At 42.7% G+C, this 19,822-nt stretch carries 14 protein-coding genes and 1 pseudogene; all 15 read right to left on the bottom strand.

The window, feature by feature from the left end; translation table 11 throughout:
• Positions 1-6: 6 nt before the first annotated feature.
• Positions 7-414, bottom strand: coding sequence for a lipopolysaccharide assembly protein LapA domain-containing protein (locus JMY01_RS03495; RefSeq protein WP_201574242.1), 408 nt, complete (start codon positions 412-414; stop codon positions 7-9).
• 182 nt (positions 415-596) lie between these two features.
• Positions 597-899 carry an integration host factor subunit beta gene (locus JMY01_RS03490; RefSeq protein WP_201574241.1) on the bottom strand — a complete coding sequence of 101 codons (303 nt, stop codon included), beginning with the start codon at positions 897-899 and terminating at the stop codon, positions 597-599.
• Positions 900-1,343: 444 nt separating this feature from the next.
• Complete coding sequence (gene rpsA, locus JMY01_RS03485; protein ID WP_201577149.1) at positions 1,344-3,029, bottom strand: 30S ribosomal protein S1; 1,686 nt, start codon at positions 3,027-3,029, stop codon at positions 1,344-1,346.
• A gap of 326 nt (positions 3,030-3,355) precedes the next feature.
• The gene (gene cmk, locus JMY01_RS03480; RefSeq protein ID WP_201574240.1) at positions 3,356-4,126 is read right to left on the bottom strand and encodes a (d)CMP kinase; all 771 of its coding nucleotides are present in this window, start codon (positions 4,124-4,126) and stop codon (positions 3,356-3,358) included.
• Positions 4,127-4,339: 213 nt separating this feature from the next.
• A complete protein-coding gene (gene tadA, locus JMY01_RS03475) occupies positions 4,340-4,897 on the bottom strand; it encodes a tRNA adenosine(34) deaminase TadA (protein ID WP_201574239.1) in 558 nt (185 codons plus the stop codon).
• Positions 4,898-4,906: 9 nt separating this feature from the next.
• Positions 4,907-5,647 carry a uracil-DNA glycosylase gene (locus tag JMY01_RS03470; protein WP_201574238.1) on the bottom strand — a complete coding sequence of 247 codons (741 nt, stop codon included), beginning with the start codon at positions 5,645-5,647 and terminating at the stop codon, positions 4,907-4,909.
• Between the two features lie 216 nt (positions 5,648-5,863).
• On the bottom strand, positions 5,864-8,401 hold the full coding sequence (gene clpA, locus JMY01_RS03465; RefSeq protein WP_201574237.1) for an ATP-dependent Clp protease ATP-binding subunit ClpA: 2,538 nt from the start codon (positions 8,399-8,401) through the stop codon (positions 5,864-5,866).
• Positions 8,402-9,224: 823 nt separating this feature from the next.
• Positions 9,225-9,644, bottom strand: coding sequence for an ATP-dependent Clp protease adaptor ClpS (locus JMY01_RS03460; protein ID WP_374220342.1), 420 nt, complete (start codon positions 9,642-9,644; stop codon positions 9,225-9,227).
• A 146-nt stretch (positions 9,645-9,790) separates the two neighbouring features.
• Positions 9,791-10,690, bottom strand: coding sequence for a hypothetical protein (locus tag JMY01_RS03455; protein ID WP_201574235.1), 900 nt, complete (start codon positions 10,688-10,690; stop codon positions 9,791-9,793).
• Positions 10,691-10,895: 205 nt separating this feature from the next.
• Positions 10,896-11,963: an N-acetyl-gamma-glutamyl-phosphate reductase gene (gene argC / locus JMY01_RS03450; protein ID WP_201574234.1), complete on the bottom strand. Its 1,068-nt coding sequence runs from the start codon at positions 11,961-11,963 to the stop codon at positions 10,896-10,898.
• Between the two features lie 100 nt (positions 11,964-12,063).
• Positions 12,064-13,200, bottom strand: coding sequence for a uroporphyrinogen decarboxylase (gene hemE, locus JMY01_RS03445; protein WP_201574233.1), 1,137 nt, complete (start codon positions 13,198-13,200; stop codon positions 12,064-12,066).
• Positions 13,201-13,582: 382 nt separating this feature from the next.
• Positions 13,583-14,755 (bottom strand): glutamate 5-kinase, encoded by a 1,173-nt coding sequence (gene proB / locus JMY01_RS03440; RefSeq protein ID WP_201574232.1) that lies wholly within the window; start codon positions 14,753-14,755, stop codon positions 13,583-13,585.
• A 102-nt stretch (positions 14,756-14,857) separates the two neighbouring features.
• Positions 14,858-16,073 (bottom strand): annotated as a pseudogene (cgtA, locus tag JMY01_RS03435) (Obg family GTPase CgtA).
• Between the two features lie 479 nt (positions 16,074-16,552).
• Entirely contained in the window at positions 16,553-17,998 is a 1,446-nt protein-coding gene (locus JMY01_RS03430) for a glyceraldehyde-3-phosphate dehydrogenase (protein ID WP_201574231.1), read from the bottom strand.
• A 362-nt stretch (positions 17,999-18,360) separates the two neighbouring features.
• On the bottom strand, positions 18,361-19,548 hold the full coding sequence (locus tag JMY01_RS03425; RefSeq protein ID WP_227677645.1) for a lipocalin family protein: 1,188 nt from the start codon (positions 19,546-19,548) through the stop codon (positions 18,361-18,363).
• Positions 19,549-19,822: the final 274 nt, after the last annotated feature.

Raw genomic sequence — 19,822 nt, 5'->3', positions numbered from 1 at the left:
ATCAAATCAGTCACGTTTACGCTTAGTCAGAGTAGCCCCTTCATCATGAGTATTCTCTGATGCATCGTGCACCTGAGCGGCAGTAGCGCCATAGACGGCTTCCTCTACCGTTGGTGCCGTTGCCTGACGATCGATAACGGCATTTGCTTGCGTTACCTGCTCCTGCAAGTTCTTATTTAACTTTTGCAAGCGAGATATCTCCCACTTGTTTTGTAATACACGGAACATCAAGAGTGCCAATAGCATCCCAATCACAATACCCAGTATCAAGCATAGTATGAGTAATAGCCCTAAATTCATGGCAGGTGCTTGAGAGAACAATAAATTCACACCCACTTCGGTATTATTAGCCAATACCAAACCAAGAGAATAGGCAAAGCTCAAAAACAATAAGACAAACAGTAAAAATCGCATTATCTATATACCTCAGTTCTCAATCATATAGGACACTTACTTGATAACAGTATGCTTGATAAGCATATGCCATTAGTCAGCATCACTCGAGTTATAACTTGTAACTTATGGCTCACAACTGCTTAAGTAATTGGTTATGTAGAAAGTTTATAAATGCTCAAACATTCTAAGTGTTTTTTTTATTAGACTGCTACTTTTTCATTTACTGCTTCACGTAGCGCCTTACCAGGCTTAAAGTGTGGAATGGCCTTGGCAGGCACTGGCACACTCTCTCCCGTTTTAGGATTTCGACCTATACGAGCGCGGCGGTGATGCAAGCAGAAACTCCCGAAGCCGCGGACTTCGACTCGGCCATCATTTGCCAAAGTATCTACCATCAAATCCAATATCTCACGTACTGCGTCGTCTACTACTGTTTCCGCCATCGTGTCACAGTTAGCACTCAAATTGTTAATAAAATCGGATTTATTAATCGCTTGTTGCATTATTACGCTTGCCTTCTCATTTTGTAGTTATCCTCTTTATCTAATAGCAGGAACCTTGAATAGTTATTTAATAAAAATCCTATTCATAACTAAACCATTAGTAATAAAGACTGGTTCTACAGTTAAGTTAATATTTAATTATCGCTTAATATCTTTATTTTCAGAGTACCATCAAGCAGCTAAAAAAACTCTACTCATGAGCCTTTATGTACTCCAAAAGCTTATAGTCTTCAAGTACTTAGTCCTAGTTTACATTTCGTTACTCAGGGTTGCAAATGATAACGGAATTTATTGTAAATGGAAATGGTAGTTTAAGCAATTAAAGCAAAAACTTCATAAATCGTATTTTTGGAAACTAGAAATAATTTACTCATAAAAAAAAGCGACCGAGGTCGCTTTTTTCTTATAACTTGCTATTAAAAACAATCTACAGTTAGCAAAAGCTTACTGCATTTGCTCTTTGATTAAGTCACCAATTGTTTTTGGCTGGGCATCAGTCGACTGTGGCGCGCTGCTGCTACCTAGATCTTTAATCGCTTGACGCTCTTCAGCTTCGTCTTTCGCTTTGATAGACAGGCTGATGTTGCGTGTTTTGCGGTCAACACTGATGATCTTAGCTTCAACATCGTCACCAACTGTTAGATGCTTAGTTGCATCTTCAACGCGGTCACGCTGAATTTCAGAGGCACGTAGATATGCTTCAACTTCTTCAGCTAGCTCAATAGTAGCACCTTTAGCGTCTACTTCTTTCACTTTACCATTTACGATAGCACCGCGGTCATTAGCGACTAGGTATTCGTTGAATGGATCAGAGCTTAACTGCTTCACGCCTAGGCTGATACGGTTGGCTTCTGCATCTACAGACAATACCATTGCTTCAACGGTGTCGCCTTTGTTGTAGTTACGAATAGCGTCTTCGCCAGTTTCGTTCCAAGAGATATCAGATAGATGAACAAGACCATCAATACCACCATCTAGACCGATAAAGATACCGAAGTCAGTGATTGATTTGATAGTACCAGTGATTTTGTCACCGCGCTCATGCTTCTTATCAAACTCATCCCATGGGTTGGCTAGAGTTTGTTTGATGCCTAAGCTAATACGGCGACGCTCTTCGTCGATATCAAGAATCATAACGTCAACTTCATCACCCACTTGCACTACTTTTGATGGGTGGATGTTTTTGTTGGTATGATCCATTTCTGATACGTGGACTAGACCTTCAATACCTTCAGCGATTTCAGCAAAGCAACCATAATCAGTTAGGTTGGTTACGCGAGCTTTAACGATGCTACCTACTGGGTAAGTGCCGCCAACGTTATCCCAAGGATCAGTACCAAGTTGCTTAAGACCTAGGCTAACGCGGTTACGTTCGCGGTCAAACTTCAATACTTTAACTTTTAGATCCTGACCAACTTCAACCACCTCAGATGGGTGCTTGATACGGCGCCATGCCATGTCAGTGATGTGAAGTAAACCATCGATACCACCAAGATCTACGAACGCACCATAATCAGTAAGGTTCTTAACGATACCTTCGATCTCGATACCTTCTTCAAGCTTGTTCAATAGCTCTTCGCGCTCAGCTGAGTTCTCAGCTTCCATAACTGCACGGCGGCTAACCACAACGTTGTTACGTTTTTGGTCAAGCTTGATTACTTTGAATTCTAGCTCTTTGCCTTCAAGATGCGTCGTGTCACGAATAGGACGTACATCTACCAATGAGCCTGGTAGGAACGCACGTACTGAACCAATATCTACAGTAAAGCCACCTTTAACTTTACTTGAGATAATACCTTTTACGATCTCATCATTGTCAGAGATTTTTTCAAGGATGTTCCAAGTTTCAACGCGTTTGGCTTTTTCGCGTGACAGTAGGGTTTGACCCATACCGTTATCAACCGCTTCAACCACTACATCAACGCTATCGCCAACTTCAACTTCAAGTTCGCCTTCTTCGCTTAAAAACTCTTCACGAGCGACGATACCTTCAGATTTAAGACCAGTATCTACTGTGATCCAATCACTATCGATGGCCACAACAGTTCCTGTGATAACCGAGCCACGCTCGATATCCAGACCCTGCTCTTCAATGCTCGCTTCAAATAGTTCAGCAAATGATTCCATTATGTCTACCTTTGTATAGCCGTATCCTGTCCAGCACAGTACGGATCAAATTTATGAATATATAAAACGAGAATACTGGTTTTATATCTTACATATTCATATAAAAAAACGGTTGTTGGTAATAAGCGTACTATATTGACTCATTAGCAACAACTTTCTTTTCGTCTGATTGCTTTCTAATATAAAGATAGCGCTTATAAAACCGCTATCTTGTTCTAATTGCTATAATTTTATACTAAAACCCACCCTTTTTGGAATCTTTTAGTCGTTATTTTATTGTTTATGTTGACTGATGTTGTAATAGCTAGGATTTTATAGCCAAATTAACATTAGCCACTAAAACAAATGCCTTGTTTTTGACAGTGTATTTTAAGCTGCTCATAAACCGTATCAGCATTTAACATTGAGCTATCAATCATTAATGCATCTTTTGCTGGCTTAGAGGGTGCCGTTGAGCGATTTTCATCACGATCATCTCGCTCTTTAATCGTCGCTAAAATAGCGTCAAAATCTGCTGTTTGCCCTGCATTCAGTAGCTGAGTCACACGGCGCTCGGCACGCGCTTCCGCACTGGCCGTCAAAAACACTTTGACATCTGCATCTGGAAATACCACAGTACCCATATCACGACCATCAGCGACCAATCCTGAACGGGTGGCCATATCTTGCTGCAATTTTAGCAATGCTTGCCGAACCTGTGGGAATACTGCGATTTGTGATGCATAACCACCAACCGTTTCATTACGAACTTGCTCACCGACTGCTTCACCATTAACAATGATATCTACACGGCCTGATTCATTATTAGGTACAAATGAGATATCCAAGCCTTGCGTTAATTTAAGCACAGCTGTTTCATCTATTGACTGACTGGCATCAGCTGCAATCAATCCAGCTTCATAGGCTTTCAAGCCTACAATGCGATACAATGCACCTGAGTCCAGCAACTGATAGCCTAATGTCTGTGCGAGACGCCACGCTACCGTACCTTTGCCCGCGCCACTTGGCCCATCAATGCAAATGACAGGAAAACGCAGCGTTGGCAATTGACTCTTGTCTTCACTATCAAGTAGAGAGTTATCAGCTGTGGAGACAGTCATAGCGTTCACTTAGTCATTATCAATATTAAAATTGAAATTTGCTTTAAAGAATAACGGTTGGTCAAAAGATAAGACAAACATATATTTTTAATGATATGTACTTACGCTTCAACCACTTACGAGACAGCCAATTACCCAGCTGCCAAACAGGGCGATATTATAGCAAAAAAACACACCCATCACTAGCATCAAGGCTGATATGTTATTGATTAACTATATTGTCTTTGCGTTTGCTTTGTTTTTCTTTGCCGCTTGCCGACGTTTACGAAAAAAACTTTTGAGTATCTGACTGCTATGCTCCCTACACAAGCCTCTATAAGCTTGGATTTTATGATTATAAAAAGGCTGGATAGATAAATCCATTTGGCTGCCTACCATACCTGCTCGCGGCTCACTCGCCGCATAAATCAGCTTGTCAACACGCGCATGAATCAAGGCACCGATACACATGGTGCATGGCTCCAAAGTAACATATAAGGTCGTGCCCAACGGTAGACGATAATTGTTAAGCCTTAAACAAGCATTTCTGAGCGCAATGATTTCTGCATGAGCCGTTGCATCATGGCGACCTATCGGTTCATTGAACCCTTGGCCAATAATCTCTTGATTATGTACTAGTATTGCCCCTACTGGCACCTCTCCAAGCTCAGCACCACGCTGCGCTAATGTCAGCGCATACTGCATCCATTTGGCATCTTCAATGCTCCAAAACTCATGCGTGCTAAAATCAACAATACTAAGCCTATACGGCTGTAGAAAAGAGCGTGTCATGATTGGCTTCTACTGTGGCAACTGCCAGTCAATAGGCATTTGACCGTGCTGTTTTAGATAATCATTGGTTTTAGAAAACGGCTTTGTACCAAAAAACCCACCGCGATTGGCCGCGAGTGGTGATGGGTGTACCGCCGTCAAAATGAGATGCTTATCAGCATTGATATACTTACCCTTTTTTTGTGCTTTACTGCCCCACAAAATAAATACCGTATGCTCTGTTTGCTCATTGACCACATCAATCACTGCGTCCGTAAACTGCTCCCAGCCTTTACTTTGATGACTATTTGGCTCACTTTCTTTTACGGTTAGAGAGCTGTTCAATAGCAAGACTCCTTGCTGTGCCCAATGCGTCAAATCTCCATGCGCTGAGGGACTTATCCCAATATCATTCGCCATCTCTTTTAAGATATTATTCAGTGAGGGCGGCTTTGGAATGGCTTTTGGAACTGAAAATGAGAGTCCCATCGCCTGACCTGGGCCATGGTAAGGATCTTGACCCAAAATCACCACTTTTACCTGCGATAAGGGGGTCAAGTTTAGCGCATTAAAAATCAAAGGTGCAGGAGGATAAACACTATCGCCTGACTGATACGCCTCTTTTAAAAATTCACGCAGAGTATCCATATTGTCCGAGGTCAGCTCATCTGCAAGCGCAGCTTTCCAATCCTCTGGCAAACGTACCTTGTCTAGTATTGCTTGCTTTTGTGCTGCTGTTTTTTGCTCAGCTTGCTCACCGAATAGCTCCATGGAACATCACCTAATTTTTATTAATTTTAAGATAAGTTAATACTTTTGAATTTCACTAAAACTTGATTAAAACAATTCATAATAATGGTAGCAAAAAAACAGCTCGCATTGCGTTATAAAGTTTAATAATCACATAACAGCCCACTGAATAATCGTCATAAAAAAACGGTTACTCCCATAAGAAATAACCGTTTCTATCTAAACAAACGACCTTGATTAGCTCGCTACTGATTCAGAGTCTGAGTGTGGCTCATGTGTTTCAACCACCGTCAGTATGATTCGACTATCTGCTGAACCTTTATCACTTTTACCAATGTTGGCAGAAGGTTTTTGCAAGTCTACTGCTTCTCCCTCAGCTTCCAAGGTAACATGAACCACGCCACCATTAACCAAGTCACCAAACAAAATCATATTTGCCAACGGTTTTTTTATCTCATCTTGGATCAAACGCTGCATCGGACGTGCACCCATTAAGCGATCGTAGCCTTTGTCAGCCAGATATTCTCGGACTTCATCGTCAATCTCTAAGGTAACTTGCTTATCGTCAAGCTGAGCTTGTAGTTCAACCAAGAACTTATCAACGACTGAAACAACTACTGAAGTATCTAGAGGGTTGAACTGAATGATCGCATCCAAGCGGTTACGGAACTCAGGCGTGAATACGCGTTTGAGTGCCTCAGTATTATCACGACTATGATCTTGCTCAGTGAAGCCCATCGATGAGCGGCTAATGCTATCCGCACCGACGTTGGTAGTCATAATAATAATTACTTGCTTAAAGCTCGCCACACGGCCGTTATTATCCGTCAGTGTGCCATGATCCATCACCTGCAATAGCAAGTTGAAGACGTCAGGGTGTGCTTTTTCAATCTCATCAAACAACAATACACAATGCGGATGTTGATTTATCTTTTCAGTAAGCAGGCCACCTTGGTCATAACCAACATAACCTGGGGGCGCACCGATGAGACGTGAAGCAGTGTGCGCTTCCATGTACTCTGACATATCAAAGCGTACCAGCTCTACTCCCAACAAGTTTGCAAGCTGACGAGATACCTCTGTTTTACCCACACCAGTAGGGCCTGCAAACATAAACGAACCAATTGGCTTCTCTGGTGCTTTTAGGCCTGCACGTGATAGCTTGATTGCATCCGCAAGCGTTGCAATCGCTTCATCCTGACCAAACACCAAATGCTTAAGATCACGATCCAAGTGTTCGAGAATACTCTTGTCATCTGTAGAGACTGACTTAGGTGGAATGCGTGCTAGCTTAGCCACGATAGCTTCAATATCCGCCACATCAATTTTTATGACTGGCTTTTTACTGTTGGCCGTTTGCAGGTCATCGCTGTCCTTCAACTGATCATCTGCTTTGGCAGCTGCGGCTTGATCTTGCATCTCATTGTCAGCACTGGTATCCGCTTCAATATCAATATATTCTTGCTCATCGATATTTTGCTCTAAATCAGCAATGAAGGTATCTTCTGCATCAATGTCTTTGGCATCAGGAACGACTCCTAAACGCTTATAGGCACCCGCTTCATCAATCACGTCAATCGCTTTATCTGGTAAAAAACGCTCATGAATATGCTTAGATGATAACTCTACTGCAGATACCAAAGCTTCGTCAGTGTACTCGACATTATGAAATTCTTCATAGCGCGGCTTTAAGCCACGTAAGATTTCAATACTGTCTGCAACACTTGGCTCTTTCACGTCAATCTTTTGAAAACGACGAGACAATGCATGATCCTTTTCAAATACCTGACGGTATTCGGTAAAGGTCGTTGAGCCTATGCAACGTAACTCACCATTGGCAAGTGCCGGCTTAATTAAGTTTGAGACATCCATATTGCTGCTCATTGATGAACCTGCACCAATAATCATATGAATTTCATCGATAAATAAAATCGCATTAGGCTTTTTCTTGAGCGCATCAAGCAGTGACTTCATACGTTTTTCAAAATCACCACGATACTTAGTGCCTGCAATCAGCGAACCAATATCTAGGCTATAAATCACACAACCATTGAGCGGCTTGGGGGCTTTATTATTGATAATCAGCCACGCTAGACCTTCAGCAATAGAGGTTTTACCCACTCCTGGCTCACCAACCAATAAAGGGTTGTTTTTACGACGACGACATAGTACTTGTGCCGTACGCTCAATCTCAGGAGCGCGGCCAATCAATGGATCGGTTTTACCTTCAGCAGCGCGCTGGTTCAAGTTGGTGGCAAATTCGACCAATGGATCTTTACTGGTTTTTTCTGAGGCACTACGGCGCTCACCAGTCATAGAAGCGCGCGGCTCAGACGGCTCATCTTTATCTTGGCCATGTGACAGATACTGTGTCAGCTCCAGACGACTAATGCCTTGCTTTTTGAGCAAGTAGACGGCGTAAGTATCATGCTCTGAGAACATAGACACCAATATATCTGAGCCTTCAACCAAACGACCACCGCCAATGGACTGCACATGAAAAATAGCCCGTTGCAGTATACGATCAAAGCTTTGAGTAGGCTGCGGCGACTGTTCCATATCTACATCTATCGTTGGCGTATGCTTACTGATATAAGCTTCAAGCTCTGTACGTAGACTTGAGACATTTGCATTACAGGCCGTCAAAGTATTAGCGGCGTGAGTGTTTTCTAAGAGCGCTAGTAATAGGTGCTCAACAGTGAGGTACTCATGTGATTTTTGGCGCGCAAGCGTCATTGCTAAACGCAAAGAGACTTCAAGATGACGACTTAACATAAGGATTTCCTACGGTTATACATGTTTTTATAATTCAATAGCTTACAGACTAAATCAGGGCGGCAGATAGATTGTTCAAGGTCTAAAAGACAGTTTTTAACAGACAACAGCTACTTTGCTTAAACAGCGGCTGCACAACAATACACTCACTAGCTACACTTCAATACACTGAGCTCACTATCACGTTTTACGACAGTGCCTATTCATATCAACATGATAGGCGACTATAGTCAATCTATTAAAACGTACTAAAATGTATCAATACATACAAATATGACAAGTTAGGAGGTGTGATTCACCTGCTCTGGCCTTATATTGCATTGAATTGGTTAATTTAAGAGTAATAATATTGCTAGTAAAAATAGGGTTATTTCATACAAAAAACTTACCGAAACGCAAGGTCTTTGTTGAAATTCAGATAAAGATTAGGAATGAAATGAATACGTAACGACTAGTTATCTAATAGCGACCGATATGGTTGATACTATTTAAAAGAGGGTCATAGCGATTGAGTGCAGTTGTCTGTGTGATGGCTCACGCGATACACTGCAACTCTTAATTATGACGCTTTTACAATGGAGTGACTACAATACTAATATGAGGATGTTCTTGATAAATATCAAGTATAAACAATGACATACGGAACATTGTGCTTGTTTATCTTATACCATCTCCAAAAGTTAGAGTAGCGCGGGAAACTTATGCAAGTACTACTCTTAGTAAGCTTAGCAAGTTTGACAAAGTTAATTGCACTTTTTGGGTTTGGTATTAGACAGTACGAGGAGATGATGAGTATAGACTTAAAGCAGTAGGGTCTTTAATCTTACTCGCCTTGATGAGGTTCTATTTGCGTCAGTAATGGATAGCCTTCACGATGCGCTAGGCTATTTACTTTTTTGGCTTTGGTTTCGGCGATGTCTTTAGGGTAAATACCAGCAATACCTTTACTACTATTATGAATGGTCAACATAATCTCGACAGCTGTGTCGATATTATGACGAAACTCTGACTGCAGGATATATACCACAAATTCCATTGGCGTGTAGTTGTCATTATACATAACGACCGCATACATGGGCGGTTTTGCTATTTCAGGCTCTGCGACTAATACATCGGCTTGCGGACTGGTATCAGCATCGGTATCACTGTCGTGGGCACGATGATCCATTGGTAAGCTTGCTGGCATACTTGGAAAGTGCCAATCAGAAACCGTAGGTTCGGCATGCGTTAATTTTTGTTTCATGGTCATAGTTAAAATAATTTTAAAAGATAAATAGGAGTATAAAATATAAGATAAGTCGTTAGATTGAAACCAAAGCACTTAAGGTTAGGTGGTGCTTAAGACTTAGTAGTGCTTGAGATTTAACAGTACTTAAGTTTCAATAGCACTTATGGCTGAATCGGACTTTGATCAACTTCGGGCAAATCTAGAATTGACAACGGCATGCTATCTACCATATCACCAAGTGTCCAATCATAGAGCTGCTCAACTTCCTGATCATCTGCTTCTAGATTGAGCTTAACTTGCAGCGGCTTGAAGCCAGTAGGCATTACAAAGCGTCCACGAATACGTACGATACCCTCAATGGCATAATATGCAGGATCCAATGGTACCTCTACGAAACTCTCTTTATTTTGCAGAGTCAAAGTCACCTTTAAATTCTTAGCGGCGCCATCCTCACTAAGCATTCCTACATCAAAACCGTATTCAAAGGCGTTTTCAGGTAAAGGTTCAATTTTGGCACCGAGTACTTGTAACTCCATGCCACCTTGCTCAGCAATAATCTTGGCATATAACTCATTGAGCTGTGAGACTTGCTGGCTCTCAACTTTCAGCGCTTGCTGATTACTACGTAGCTCATCTAAGTTTGCCAAGCCAATCGCCAACTCTTGCTTGGCAGTCTCTACCTGACTGGTCAAAACTTTATTGCTAATACGTAAATCTTTGAGCTCATTAGTGGCTTGCTCATTATTGATGGCTGCTTGCTTGGTCTCTGTTTGTAATGCGTAGTAGCCACGTTGATAGCCAAGCTTGTGCCCTAATGTAATAGCCACTATCGCTGTGACTAACACAGCTACCGCAAACAAGGCGAGTAATAATGTCGAGGCACCTTGCTGATTATGATAAATAATTGGACTGTTTTTTAAGTGGCTTTTTATGTGATAGGTCCTATCAATGGTTGGCTGCAGCGTATGCTGAGATTCGACTTCAATAAATACATATGCAAAAGCGTGGCATGACAAACATGCTGGCTGCGAGCGCAAGCGGAGAGCAGTCTTAACACGCATTTATGCAATATCTCTTAACAGTAAAGGCAAGATATTATAACGGAATTTAAAGTCAATACCTAGCACGGGGCTGTAAGCAGAATGACTTAACGGTAAAGGTTCTGTAATAACCATATCTATCATAACAATCCCTGTAATCACTATAATAACAATCATAGTCAGCGACACAGTCATGCGTTAAGAGTAAACACTGAGCACTAAGATATTAAGGGACAATCGGCGCAGCATTTAATCCAAGCGTTTCGTCAAGGCCAAACATTACGTTCATGTTTTGTACCGCTTGCCCTGCCGCCCCTTTTACCAAGTTATCCTGTACCACCATGACAGTCAACTCACCGCGCGCATTATCTTGATGCAAAGCGATACGTAAACGATTGCTGGCACGCACACTGCGCGTATCAGGGTAGATGCCTTGCGGTAGAATATCAATAAAAGGCTCTCCCGCATAGTGGGTCTCAAACGCTTGCTGCCAATCAATAGCACTGCCCTCTTCAGTGAGTGCCATATGAATAGAGCTAAACATACCACGAATCATCGGTACTAAGTGCGGTAAAAAACGAATTTTTTGATCGAACTGACTATTGAGTAGCTGCTCAATGCCTTGCTCAATCTCAGGCAAATGGCGATGTCCTTGAACGCCATAAGCTTTGAAATTATCAGTCGTTTCGGCATAGTTGAGTGCCAAACTTGCCTGACGACCAGCGCCCGATACTCCTGACTTGGCATCAATCACGATACGCGATTCAATTAAGCGTGTCGCTTGCTTATTTTGCATCTCAATGATGGGCTTCAATCCGAGTATGGCTGTGGTTGGATAGCAGCCAGGGTTGCCCACGACTAAAGCATCGGCAAGCTGGTCACGATTAACCTCAGTTAGACCGTATACCGCTGTCTTTAGCAGCTCTGGGCAGCTATGTGGCTGCTGATACCACGCTTCAAACTCTGTCAACGATTGCAGGCGAAAATCAGCCGCCAAATCCACTACCTTAACACCCGCTTGCGTTAAAGCTTCCGCTTGCTTCATCGCAACCCCATGCGGTGTGGCAAAAAACACCACGTCACACTTTTGCAGGGCCGATAGCGTCTCATCACCCAAGTCGCTAAACACAATATCTGAGATACCGCGCAAACTGGGGAATATCTCATCAGCACGAGTGCCTGCTTCACTTCGCGACGTTAGTAAATCGATGGACACCTCAGGATGAGCGGTGAGTAGACGAATGAGCTCAATACCCGTATAGCCCGTACCGCCGACGATAGCTGCTGAAATCATAAGATATCCTTTTACTAATGTGTCATTAAGTGTAGCACTTTAAATATAGCATTAAAGTCTAGTGGTTTTGCAGTGTGTGCCTGGCTATGATCGACAATGTTTAAAGTTGATAATCATGCACAGCATCGATAAATACTTTCGCGCGATCAGGATTGACCCACTGAGTAATACCATGACCCAAGTTTGCCACATAGCCAGTCTTTTGACCGTCAGCATAAGCGCCGTCAAGCATCAGTTTCACTTCTGAGCGAATGGTCTCTGGTGAACCATAAAGTGTGGCTGGATCTAAATTCCCTTGAATGGCTTTATTACGCTGTATCTTTTTATGCTGCTTAGTTAGACTACGCTGACTTTCTGTCAAAACTTGGCGTGCACGATCTAGCGGCATAGTCCAGTCTAGACCCAACGCATCCGCTTCACTGTCTGCTTGAGTATCAAGCCAGAGACCACCGCCTTTGGTGAATAAAACCACAGGTATCTCTGGATGACGTACCTTCAGCTCCGCAACGATACGCTTGTTATAAGCATGCGAGAAGTCAACAAACTGACGATGTGCTAACGCCCCACCCCAGCTATCAAATATCTGTAATATTTGAGCGCCAGCAAGCACCTGCGCATCTAGATAATCAATCACAGCAACGGTCAGTTTGTCTAACAACTGATGTAAAAACTCAGGATTGCTATATAAGAAGCCTTTGGTATAACGATAGTCCTTTGAGCTGCCACCTTCAATCATGTAAGTCGCTAGTGTCCATGGACTACCGGAGAAACCGAATAAAGGTACTTGACCGTTCAAAGCTTTACGGATGCTGGTCACCGCGCGCATGACGTAATCAAGAGAGTCATTAACATCGAGCACTGGTAGCCTATCAAGGTCTGCCTGCTCACGGATAGGATACTTGAACTTAGGCCCTTCGCCTGTCTCAAAGTATAACCCCAATCCCATCGCATCAGGAATAGTCAAAATATCACTAAACAAGATAGCCGCGTCTAAATCCATACGACGTAATGGCTGTAACGTCACCTCTGTGGCACGAGCCGTGTCTTTACACAAGCTCATAAAATCACCACCCTCTGCACGCGTGGCTTTATATTCTGGTAAATAACGCCCAGCTTGGCGCATCATCCACACTGGCGTGGTATCTATCGGCTCAAAACGCAGGGCACGCAACAGTCTATCGTTTTTTAAAGGCGCAAAATTATGCTGGATTGGGGTGGTATTATCTGAAGCGCTCATGCACAAATCTCCAAAATGCTACAATGTTCATTGCTGTCATTGTCAAAAATAAGGATGGATAAAAAGAAATTGAAACAGGTCATAAATATAATAGAACGCTATAGCATTCAAGCTTATAGACGATTACTGCCATTAAAGGAAAGCCCGTTATGACAGTAATATTAAAAGTGAGTGGTACTTATCATAATTAACAATTAAAAACTAACTCAGTACGAACGTATGATTCAGTACAAGCTTAGCCAATCTCACTCATATTTCATAGACTGGCTATGTATCAAAAAACCCATGTATCAAGAAATCTATGCTTCTCGTTACTCAGCTTGCTTCGTACCTGTTTTGCTCACTGATTTGCAATCAGCTTGCTGTATCAAAGAAGGACTTATTATACAGATAATGCCAAGTTATCACGGTGTACCATGACCACGCGTTCTTCATTACCGCCAAGAATCTTATCAAATTGTGCGGTACGCTCACGAGCCACACGGCGAGCATCATGGGATGAAAAGTTCACTTGACCAATGGCTAACCGCTCACCAGTATCTTGATGGACGATTTCTACCACATCACCTTCATCAAAGTCGCCGCGTACTTCTACTACACCAACTGGCAATAAGCTCTTATTAAGTTCAGTCAGCGCTTTGGCAGCGCCAGCATCGACTATCAATGTACCAGACATGCGCAAGTGTGCTGCTATCCACTGTTTGCGGGCAATGATTTTATCCTGCTCATTAGTGGTTAATAAGGTACCTACCGCCTCACCAGACACCACACGAGTAATAACATCGTCAATGGCACCACTGACAATGACCGTTGGACATCCACCCATAGCGGCTAGACGACCTGCACGGATTTTGGTCAACATCCCACCGCGTCCTAACTTGCCGCCATCACCAGCAATATCAAACAAATAGTCTGCCATCGCTCGCTCTTGGCGAATCATTTTTGCATTAGGATTATCACGAGGGTTGTCAGTAAACACACCTTCTTGGTCAGTCAAAATAATATACAAGTCAGCATGCACCATGGCTGCTGCCATTGCGCCTAACGTATCATTATCACCAAATTTAATTTCATCAATCGTAATCGTGTCGTTTTCATTAATAACTGGCAATACACGCCATTCTAATAACTGTGTCAATGCGCTTGCTGTGTTCAAGTAACGACTACGGTTTGATAAATCATCGTGCGTCAATAGCAACTGAGAGCTTTGGACGCCATGTTGAATCAAAGCTGACCACCACGTCTCAATCAAACCCATCTGTCCGATAGAAGCACAAGCTTGTAGCGCAGCGAGCTTTTTGGGACGCTCTTCTAAATTCATACGCACCACACCTTCAGCGACGGCGCCTGAAGAAACCAACAGCACCTCCATTCCCTGATTGTGTAGTTTTGCGATTTGTTTCGCCCACCCGTAAATGGCAGTTCGATCGAGCCCGCGACCATTATTGGTTAATAACGATGAGCCGATCTTGACAATCACACGCTGAATATCAAAGTTACGGTCTTGCTTAATAAACCTTGCTTCTTCGGTCGTTTGTTCCATGTCACCTGCCATAAAAACTCCTGTCTGTTACGGATTGAGTATTGAGTATAGAAAATAAGTATTTTTAAATAAGCGGCCTATAGTCCTGCTATGAAGGGTTGCTTCTGTTTGCAACTAAGGAACATACACTACTTCGACATCGCTGTCATCATCGTCATCAAAGCTATCATCATCAGCCAAATCTAAACCTTCACGCTGTGCTCTACGGGCTGCGCGGTAAGCTTCGCGCTGGGCTTCAGTATTGCGGCGCACTTCTGCCTCTAGACGCTCAAAGCTCTCTTTCTGCGCTTCTGCGAAAATCGGATCTTCTTCTTCACGCTCGCGCTCGCGCTCGATCTCATTCATGAGATGGTACTTGACTGCATCGACGCCTTCACCAGTCAATGTCGAGGTACGGAATACCATACCTGTCCAACCAAGCTCTGCAACGATATGTGTGCATATCTCATTTAAATCTTCATCAACAATTTGATCGATTTTATTCAGCACTAAAATCTGTGGCAAACTGGCCAACTCAGGTGAAAAGCGCTCTAACTCATTTAAGATGACGCGAGCGTTTTCTACTGGGTCACTACCATCAATAGGCTTTATATCAACAATATGTAATAGACGACGAGTACGAGCCACGTGTTTTAAAAAGCGGATACCGAGACCTGCGCCTTCAGATGCGCCTTCAATCAAGCCTGGTATATCAGCCATGACAAACGAACGGTGGACTCCGACATCGACTACGCCTAGATTGGGCACTAATGTTGTGAATGGATAATCAGCTACTTTAGGTCTGGCTGCAGAGACTTGGCGAATAAAGGTAGACTTACCAGCGTTAGGTAGACCTATTAAGCCCACATCAGCGACTACTTTTAGCTCAAACTTCAGTACTTTTAGCTCACCTTCAAAGCCTGATGTTGCCTTGCGCGGTGCTTGGTTGGTTGAGCTTTTGAAATGGGTATTACCCAAACCACCATCACCGCCTTTGGCGACTAAGAAGGTCTGGCCTATCTCAGTCAAATCTCCGATGACTTCATCTGTTTCGGTATCGATAATAGTGGTACCAATAGGCACGGGTAAAAAGATATCCTCAGAGCCCTTGCCCGAACAGTTTCTGCTTTGTCCGTTTTCGCCGCGGCGCGCCGTCATAACGGCGGGTATAGCGATAGTCGACTAAGGTATTGGTATTGTCGTCAGCAATGACATAAACATCACCGCCACTACCACCATCACCGCCATCAGGACCACCACGTGGGACGTATTTTTCTCGGCGAAAACTGGCGATTCCGTTACCACCGTCACCTGCTTTTACCGTTACGACGGCTTCATCAATAAATCGCATGCTACGTTCCTTAATTGACAGTCAATGACTGTTTTCATTTTTTGCGCGTGTAAGTTATTACTAATAAGGTTAAAACTAAAAGTCTCTTCGGGCGTATTAAACACTCGCAAATACGCACTGATAAAGACTGTTTTTTAATACTCACAAATAGTCTAATACGCTCTATTTCTGACTGCTATTATTATAAAAGCAATGCTCGCTCAATTCTATAACACTCGCTCACTTTTAATAGCTTATACCATTTTCAAAATTAGAGTAACGAGAAAAACCTGCGCAAGTACTACTCCTAGTAGGCTTAGCAAGTTTGACAAAGTTAATCACACTTTTTGGGTTTGGTATTATTGTCATAGATTACTTTTATAGTAATAGTAGCCATCCTTATGTCAACAACACCCGATGACCAAATGGACTATCGGGTGCGGTGTAAGTGACATTCAGTATTCTTAACTGACTTAAACTCAAAGTTAGCTAGGCGGGTATTATGCAGGAATCTGAGTGTAGTTAATACCAGCCATCTGCGCCGCTAAGCGTAGTACTTGAGTACTATAGCCAACTTCATTGTCATACCAGATATAGACAGTGGCATGATTGTCAGTGACGATAGTGGCCTGCGCATCTACGATACCGACGTGCTTGGTGCCAACAAAGTCAGTAGACACGGCTTCCGTAGAATCCGTGTAAGCAATCTGCGACTGCCAAGTGCTACTATTGGCCATTTTGCGCATGAACTCATTCAACGCATCAGCACTTTCTGGTGCTCTTTGTAAATTCAAGTTCAGAATCGCTAAGCTCACATTTGGCGTTGGCACACGAATCGCATTACCCGTTAGCTTACCACTCAGCTCAGGCAGTGCTTTACCCACTGCTTTGGCAGCGCCAGTACTGGTGATAACCATGTTTAGTACCGCACTACGACCACGGCGATCGGCTTTATGATAGTTATCAATCAGATTTTGATCGTTGGTAAAGGCATGAATCGTCTCTACATGGCCATTTTCGATACCATATTCATCATGCAATACTTTTAGCGACGGCGTGATGGCGTTGGTCGTACAACTAGCAGCACTGACGATGGTGTCATCACCAATAGTGTCATTGTTGACACCATATACGACGTTTTTAATCTCGCCACCAGCAGGCGCTGTTAGCAATACTTTCTGTACGCCTTTAGCCTGTAAGTGCTTGCCAAGACCAGCTTCATCTTTCCAGATACCTGTATTATCAACGATCAAAGCATTATCGATGCCATAAGCAGTATAGTCGATTTCGCTTGGGTCATTGGCATAGATAATCTGTACAAAACGGCCGTTAATAATCATGCCGTTATTTTCTTCGTCAATACTGACATCGCCTGTAAAGCTGCCATGAATCGAGTCACGCTCAAGTAACGAGGCACGCTTAGCTAAGTCACCCGCTGCAGCAGGACGTACTACGATGGCTTTTAGTTGTAAACCTTTGGCACTCGACGCTTGTGACAATAGCAGACGGGTCAAAATACGACCGATACGGCCAAAACCATATAGTACGACATCAGTGGCACCATTGATGGCTTTTTTGTCAGTGTTGATAGCTTGCAAGGCAGCTTGAATATCACTGTCATTAGCAATCAGCTGACCCACATCGACACGCGCCGCCTGAATATCGCTGCTAGCAGCTAAGGCTTTTACCATCGCTAAAGTATCTGCTATCACGATAGGCTGTGCATCGGTGTCGCGTAAAGCAGCTTTTTGATGCAATGCCAGTACCTGACCGACTGAAGTGGTATCTAATGTTTCACCGAACAAAGTAACTTGGACATCTTGCTCATTATATAGTTTATTCAACAGCCCAATCAGCTCAATCGCTTGTTGTTCTTGATTGTTGTAGTTGCTTAAATGGTCTTGATGCAATTGGCGTAAGGTATCAGCTTGGCTCACGAGAAACATCCTTATGGTCAGTAAAATATAATAAATTGAAGGTGATGACGTATAAAAACAGAAGTATTAAGAACGCTAAATATAAGAAACTTAAACAAGAAACTGAGGTTAATCGCTATTTTTGCAAGGTAACGACTACAATTTAGTGGCACAGTGCTTATCAGGACGATTAATGACTGTCAATTCTAGCTCAAAACGTCCGATTTTGCCAGTGATAACCATTATTACTAACGTTTACCCCTCATAGATTATCATTTTGAATGAAAAACGACCTTTATAACGATTAAAGGTAGCTTAGTCAGCTTTGAGATTATGTAAGGGCCGTGCATGAATTAAAAAGCCTCGTCTCTTATTAATAGACCAATGCAATGTTAAGGTATCAGTTTCACTGTTTGCTTGGCATGAGTGGTCAGCTTAAATTCTTTTAAGCCATAGCCTTGTTGTTGGGCAATTTGACGATATTTTGCATATGTTTTTTGAGAGATATTGGGTGAGCGTGCAAGCAGCCACAAGTAGTCTTTATCAGGCGTACCTACTAATGCTGTTTGATAGCTTGGATCATGCGCTAGCACCCAGTAGTCTGCGCGGCCTACAGGCAACCAGCGAATCCACGACGGCAAAAAGGTAACTTTCAGTTTACTGCCTGTGTCATCAGCAGGTTTTGCGAGCCCTTCAGCGTCGATAGCCTTGCCATCCTCTCCCATACATTCATTGAGTACAGTAATGCCTGAACCGTCTGCTTTTTCAGTATAAGTAGCCGTCACATCGCTGGCACATTTACGCTGAAAATACATAGGCAAACGCCCAATCTCATACCAAGTACCTGCGTACTTTTTGAGATCAATGCTATCGACCGTAGTCGGCTCATCGGCTGACTTGTGAATAATCGTTGACGGCTCGACTTCTATCGTCTCTGTCGTTGTTTTATCTGCTTGTGTTTTGTTGATAGGCATAGCTTGCGGGGCAGCATAAGCAGAAATCGCTGCTAGCGGGACGATAATCGCCAAGGCAATCGCAGTATGTTTGACAAGGCTATTCATAAATACACGCTCTGGAATTTCGCTACTTTGCATAGTGGCCATAGATGTCTTTTTTTTAGGGATTGGTTTTTTATGAGTATCCTTACTAATAGCCAAAGTTTGATCCGTTACGGCATCAGATTGAGACAGTTTTTCAGTCAAGGTAGGCTTGTTATCTATTATACTTTTAGGCATTGCGCGCATTTTTTTGTAGCCATTATCAATGGATCCAACTTTCGAATGCACACTGATATCTTCGCTTTCACGACTCTCAGCACTATTATGTGAGCGCTTATAATCGAGCTCATTATTAGTCATTATTTCGTCGCTTGAGGACATGGACAAAGCCTTATAGCTGTAGTCGGCATCATTACTGGCATAACCTGTGCTTACATAATCTGAGTTACTGGCTGCTTTGTTTTGAGTGCTAGTCACATAATGACTGCTTGATTGATGACTCTTTTTGGTTTGGGAACAGACTGGCTGTAAGTCAGAGTTTCCCAACGTAAATAACTCATTGGGTTTCATATTGGTTTTCATAAGACTACCGTTGATATGTAGATTATTCTTACTAAATAGTTAGAGTTAGCAAACATAGAGCCAATCATGTTTTAACTTCAACCAAATACAGGCGCTAATACGCACCTTTTAATTGATACTTGCTTGTATCTTATAAAGCCTATGTATGACTTTTAGCAAGGTACGAATACTCATCTTTTCCTGGTGATTGTTACCGTCCGCCGTCCAAAATTTTTGGAAGTTCATCAGATAAGCTAAGGTCATGAGTCAATGATAAAAATTACAATGCAAAAGA

The organism is Psychrobacter sp. H8-1, assembly GCF_904846575.1.
GTDB lineage: Bacteria > Pseudomonadota > Gammaproteobacteria > Pseudomonadales > Moraxellaceae > Psychrobacter > Psychrobacter fulvigenes.
This window is presented reverse-complemented; position numbering and strand designations above follow the sequence as displayed.

Bases quoted from the DNA above. Each gene is read 5' to 3' on its own strand.
- JMY01_RS03495 (WP_201574242.1), bottom strand. From the start codon at position 414: ATGCGATTTTTACTGTTTGTCTTATTGTTTTTGAGCTTTGCCTATTCT.
- JMY01_RS03490 (WP_201574241.1), bottom strand. From the start codon at position 899: ATGCAACAAGCGATTAATAAATCCGATTTTATTAACAATTTGAGTGCT.
- cmk (WP_201574240.1), bottom strand. From the start codon at position 4,126: ATGACTGTCTCCACAGCTGATAACTCTCTACTTGATAGTGAAGACAAG.
- tadA (WP_201574239.1), bottom strand. From the start codon at position 4,897: ATGACACGCTCTTTTCTACAGCCGTATAGGCTTAGTATTGTTGATTTT.
- JMY01_RS03470 (WP_201574238.1), bottom strand. From the start codon at position 5,647: ATGGAGCTATTCGGTGAGCAAGCTGAGCAAAAAACAGCAGCACAAAAG.
- clpA (WP_201574237.1), bottom strand. From the start codon at position 8,401: ATGTTAAGTCGTCATCTTGAAGTCTCTTTGCGTTTAGCAATGACGCTT.
- JMY01_RS03460 (WP_374220342.1), bottom strand. From the start codon at position 9,644: ATGAAACAAAAATTAACGCATGCCGAACCTACGGTTTCTGATTGGCAC.
- JMY01_RS03455 (WP_201574235.1), bottom strand. From the start codon at position 10,690: ATGCGTGTTAAGACTGCTCTCCGCTTGCGCTCGCAGCCAGCATGTTTG.
- argC (WP_201574234.1), bottom strand. From the start codon at position 11,963: ATGATTTCAGCAGCTATCGTCGGCGGTACGGGCTATACGGGTATTGAG.
- hemE (WP_201574233.1), bottom strand. From the start codon at position 13,200: ATGAGCGCTTCAGATAATACCACCCCAATCCAGCATAATTTTGCGCCT.
- proB (WP_201574232.1), bottom strand. From the start codon at position 14,755: ATGGCAGGTGACATGGAACAAACGACCGAAGAAGCAAGGTTTATTAAG.
- JMY01_RS03430 (WP_201574231.1), bottom strand. From the start codon at position 17,998: ATGTTTCTCGTGAGCCAAGCTGATACCTTACGCCAATTGCATCAAGAC.
- JMY01_RS03425 (WP_227677645.1), bottom strand. From the start codon at position 19,548: ATGAAAACCAATATGAAACCCAATGAGTTATTTACGTTGGGAAACTCT.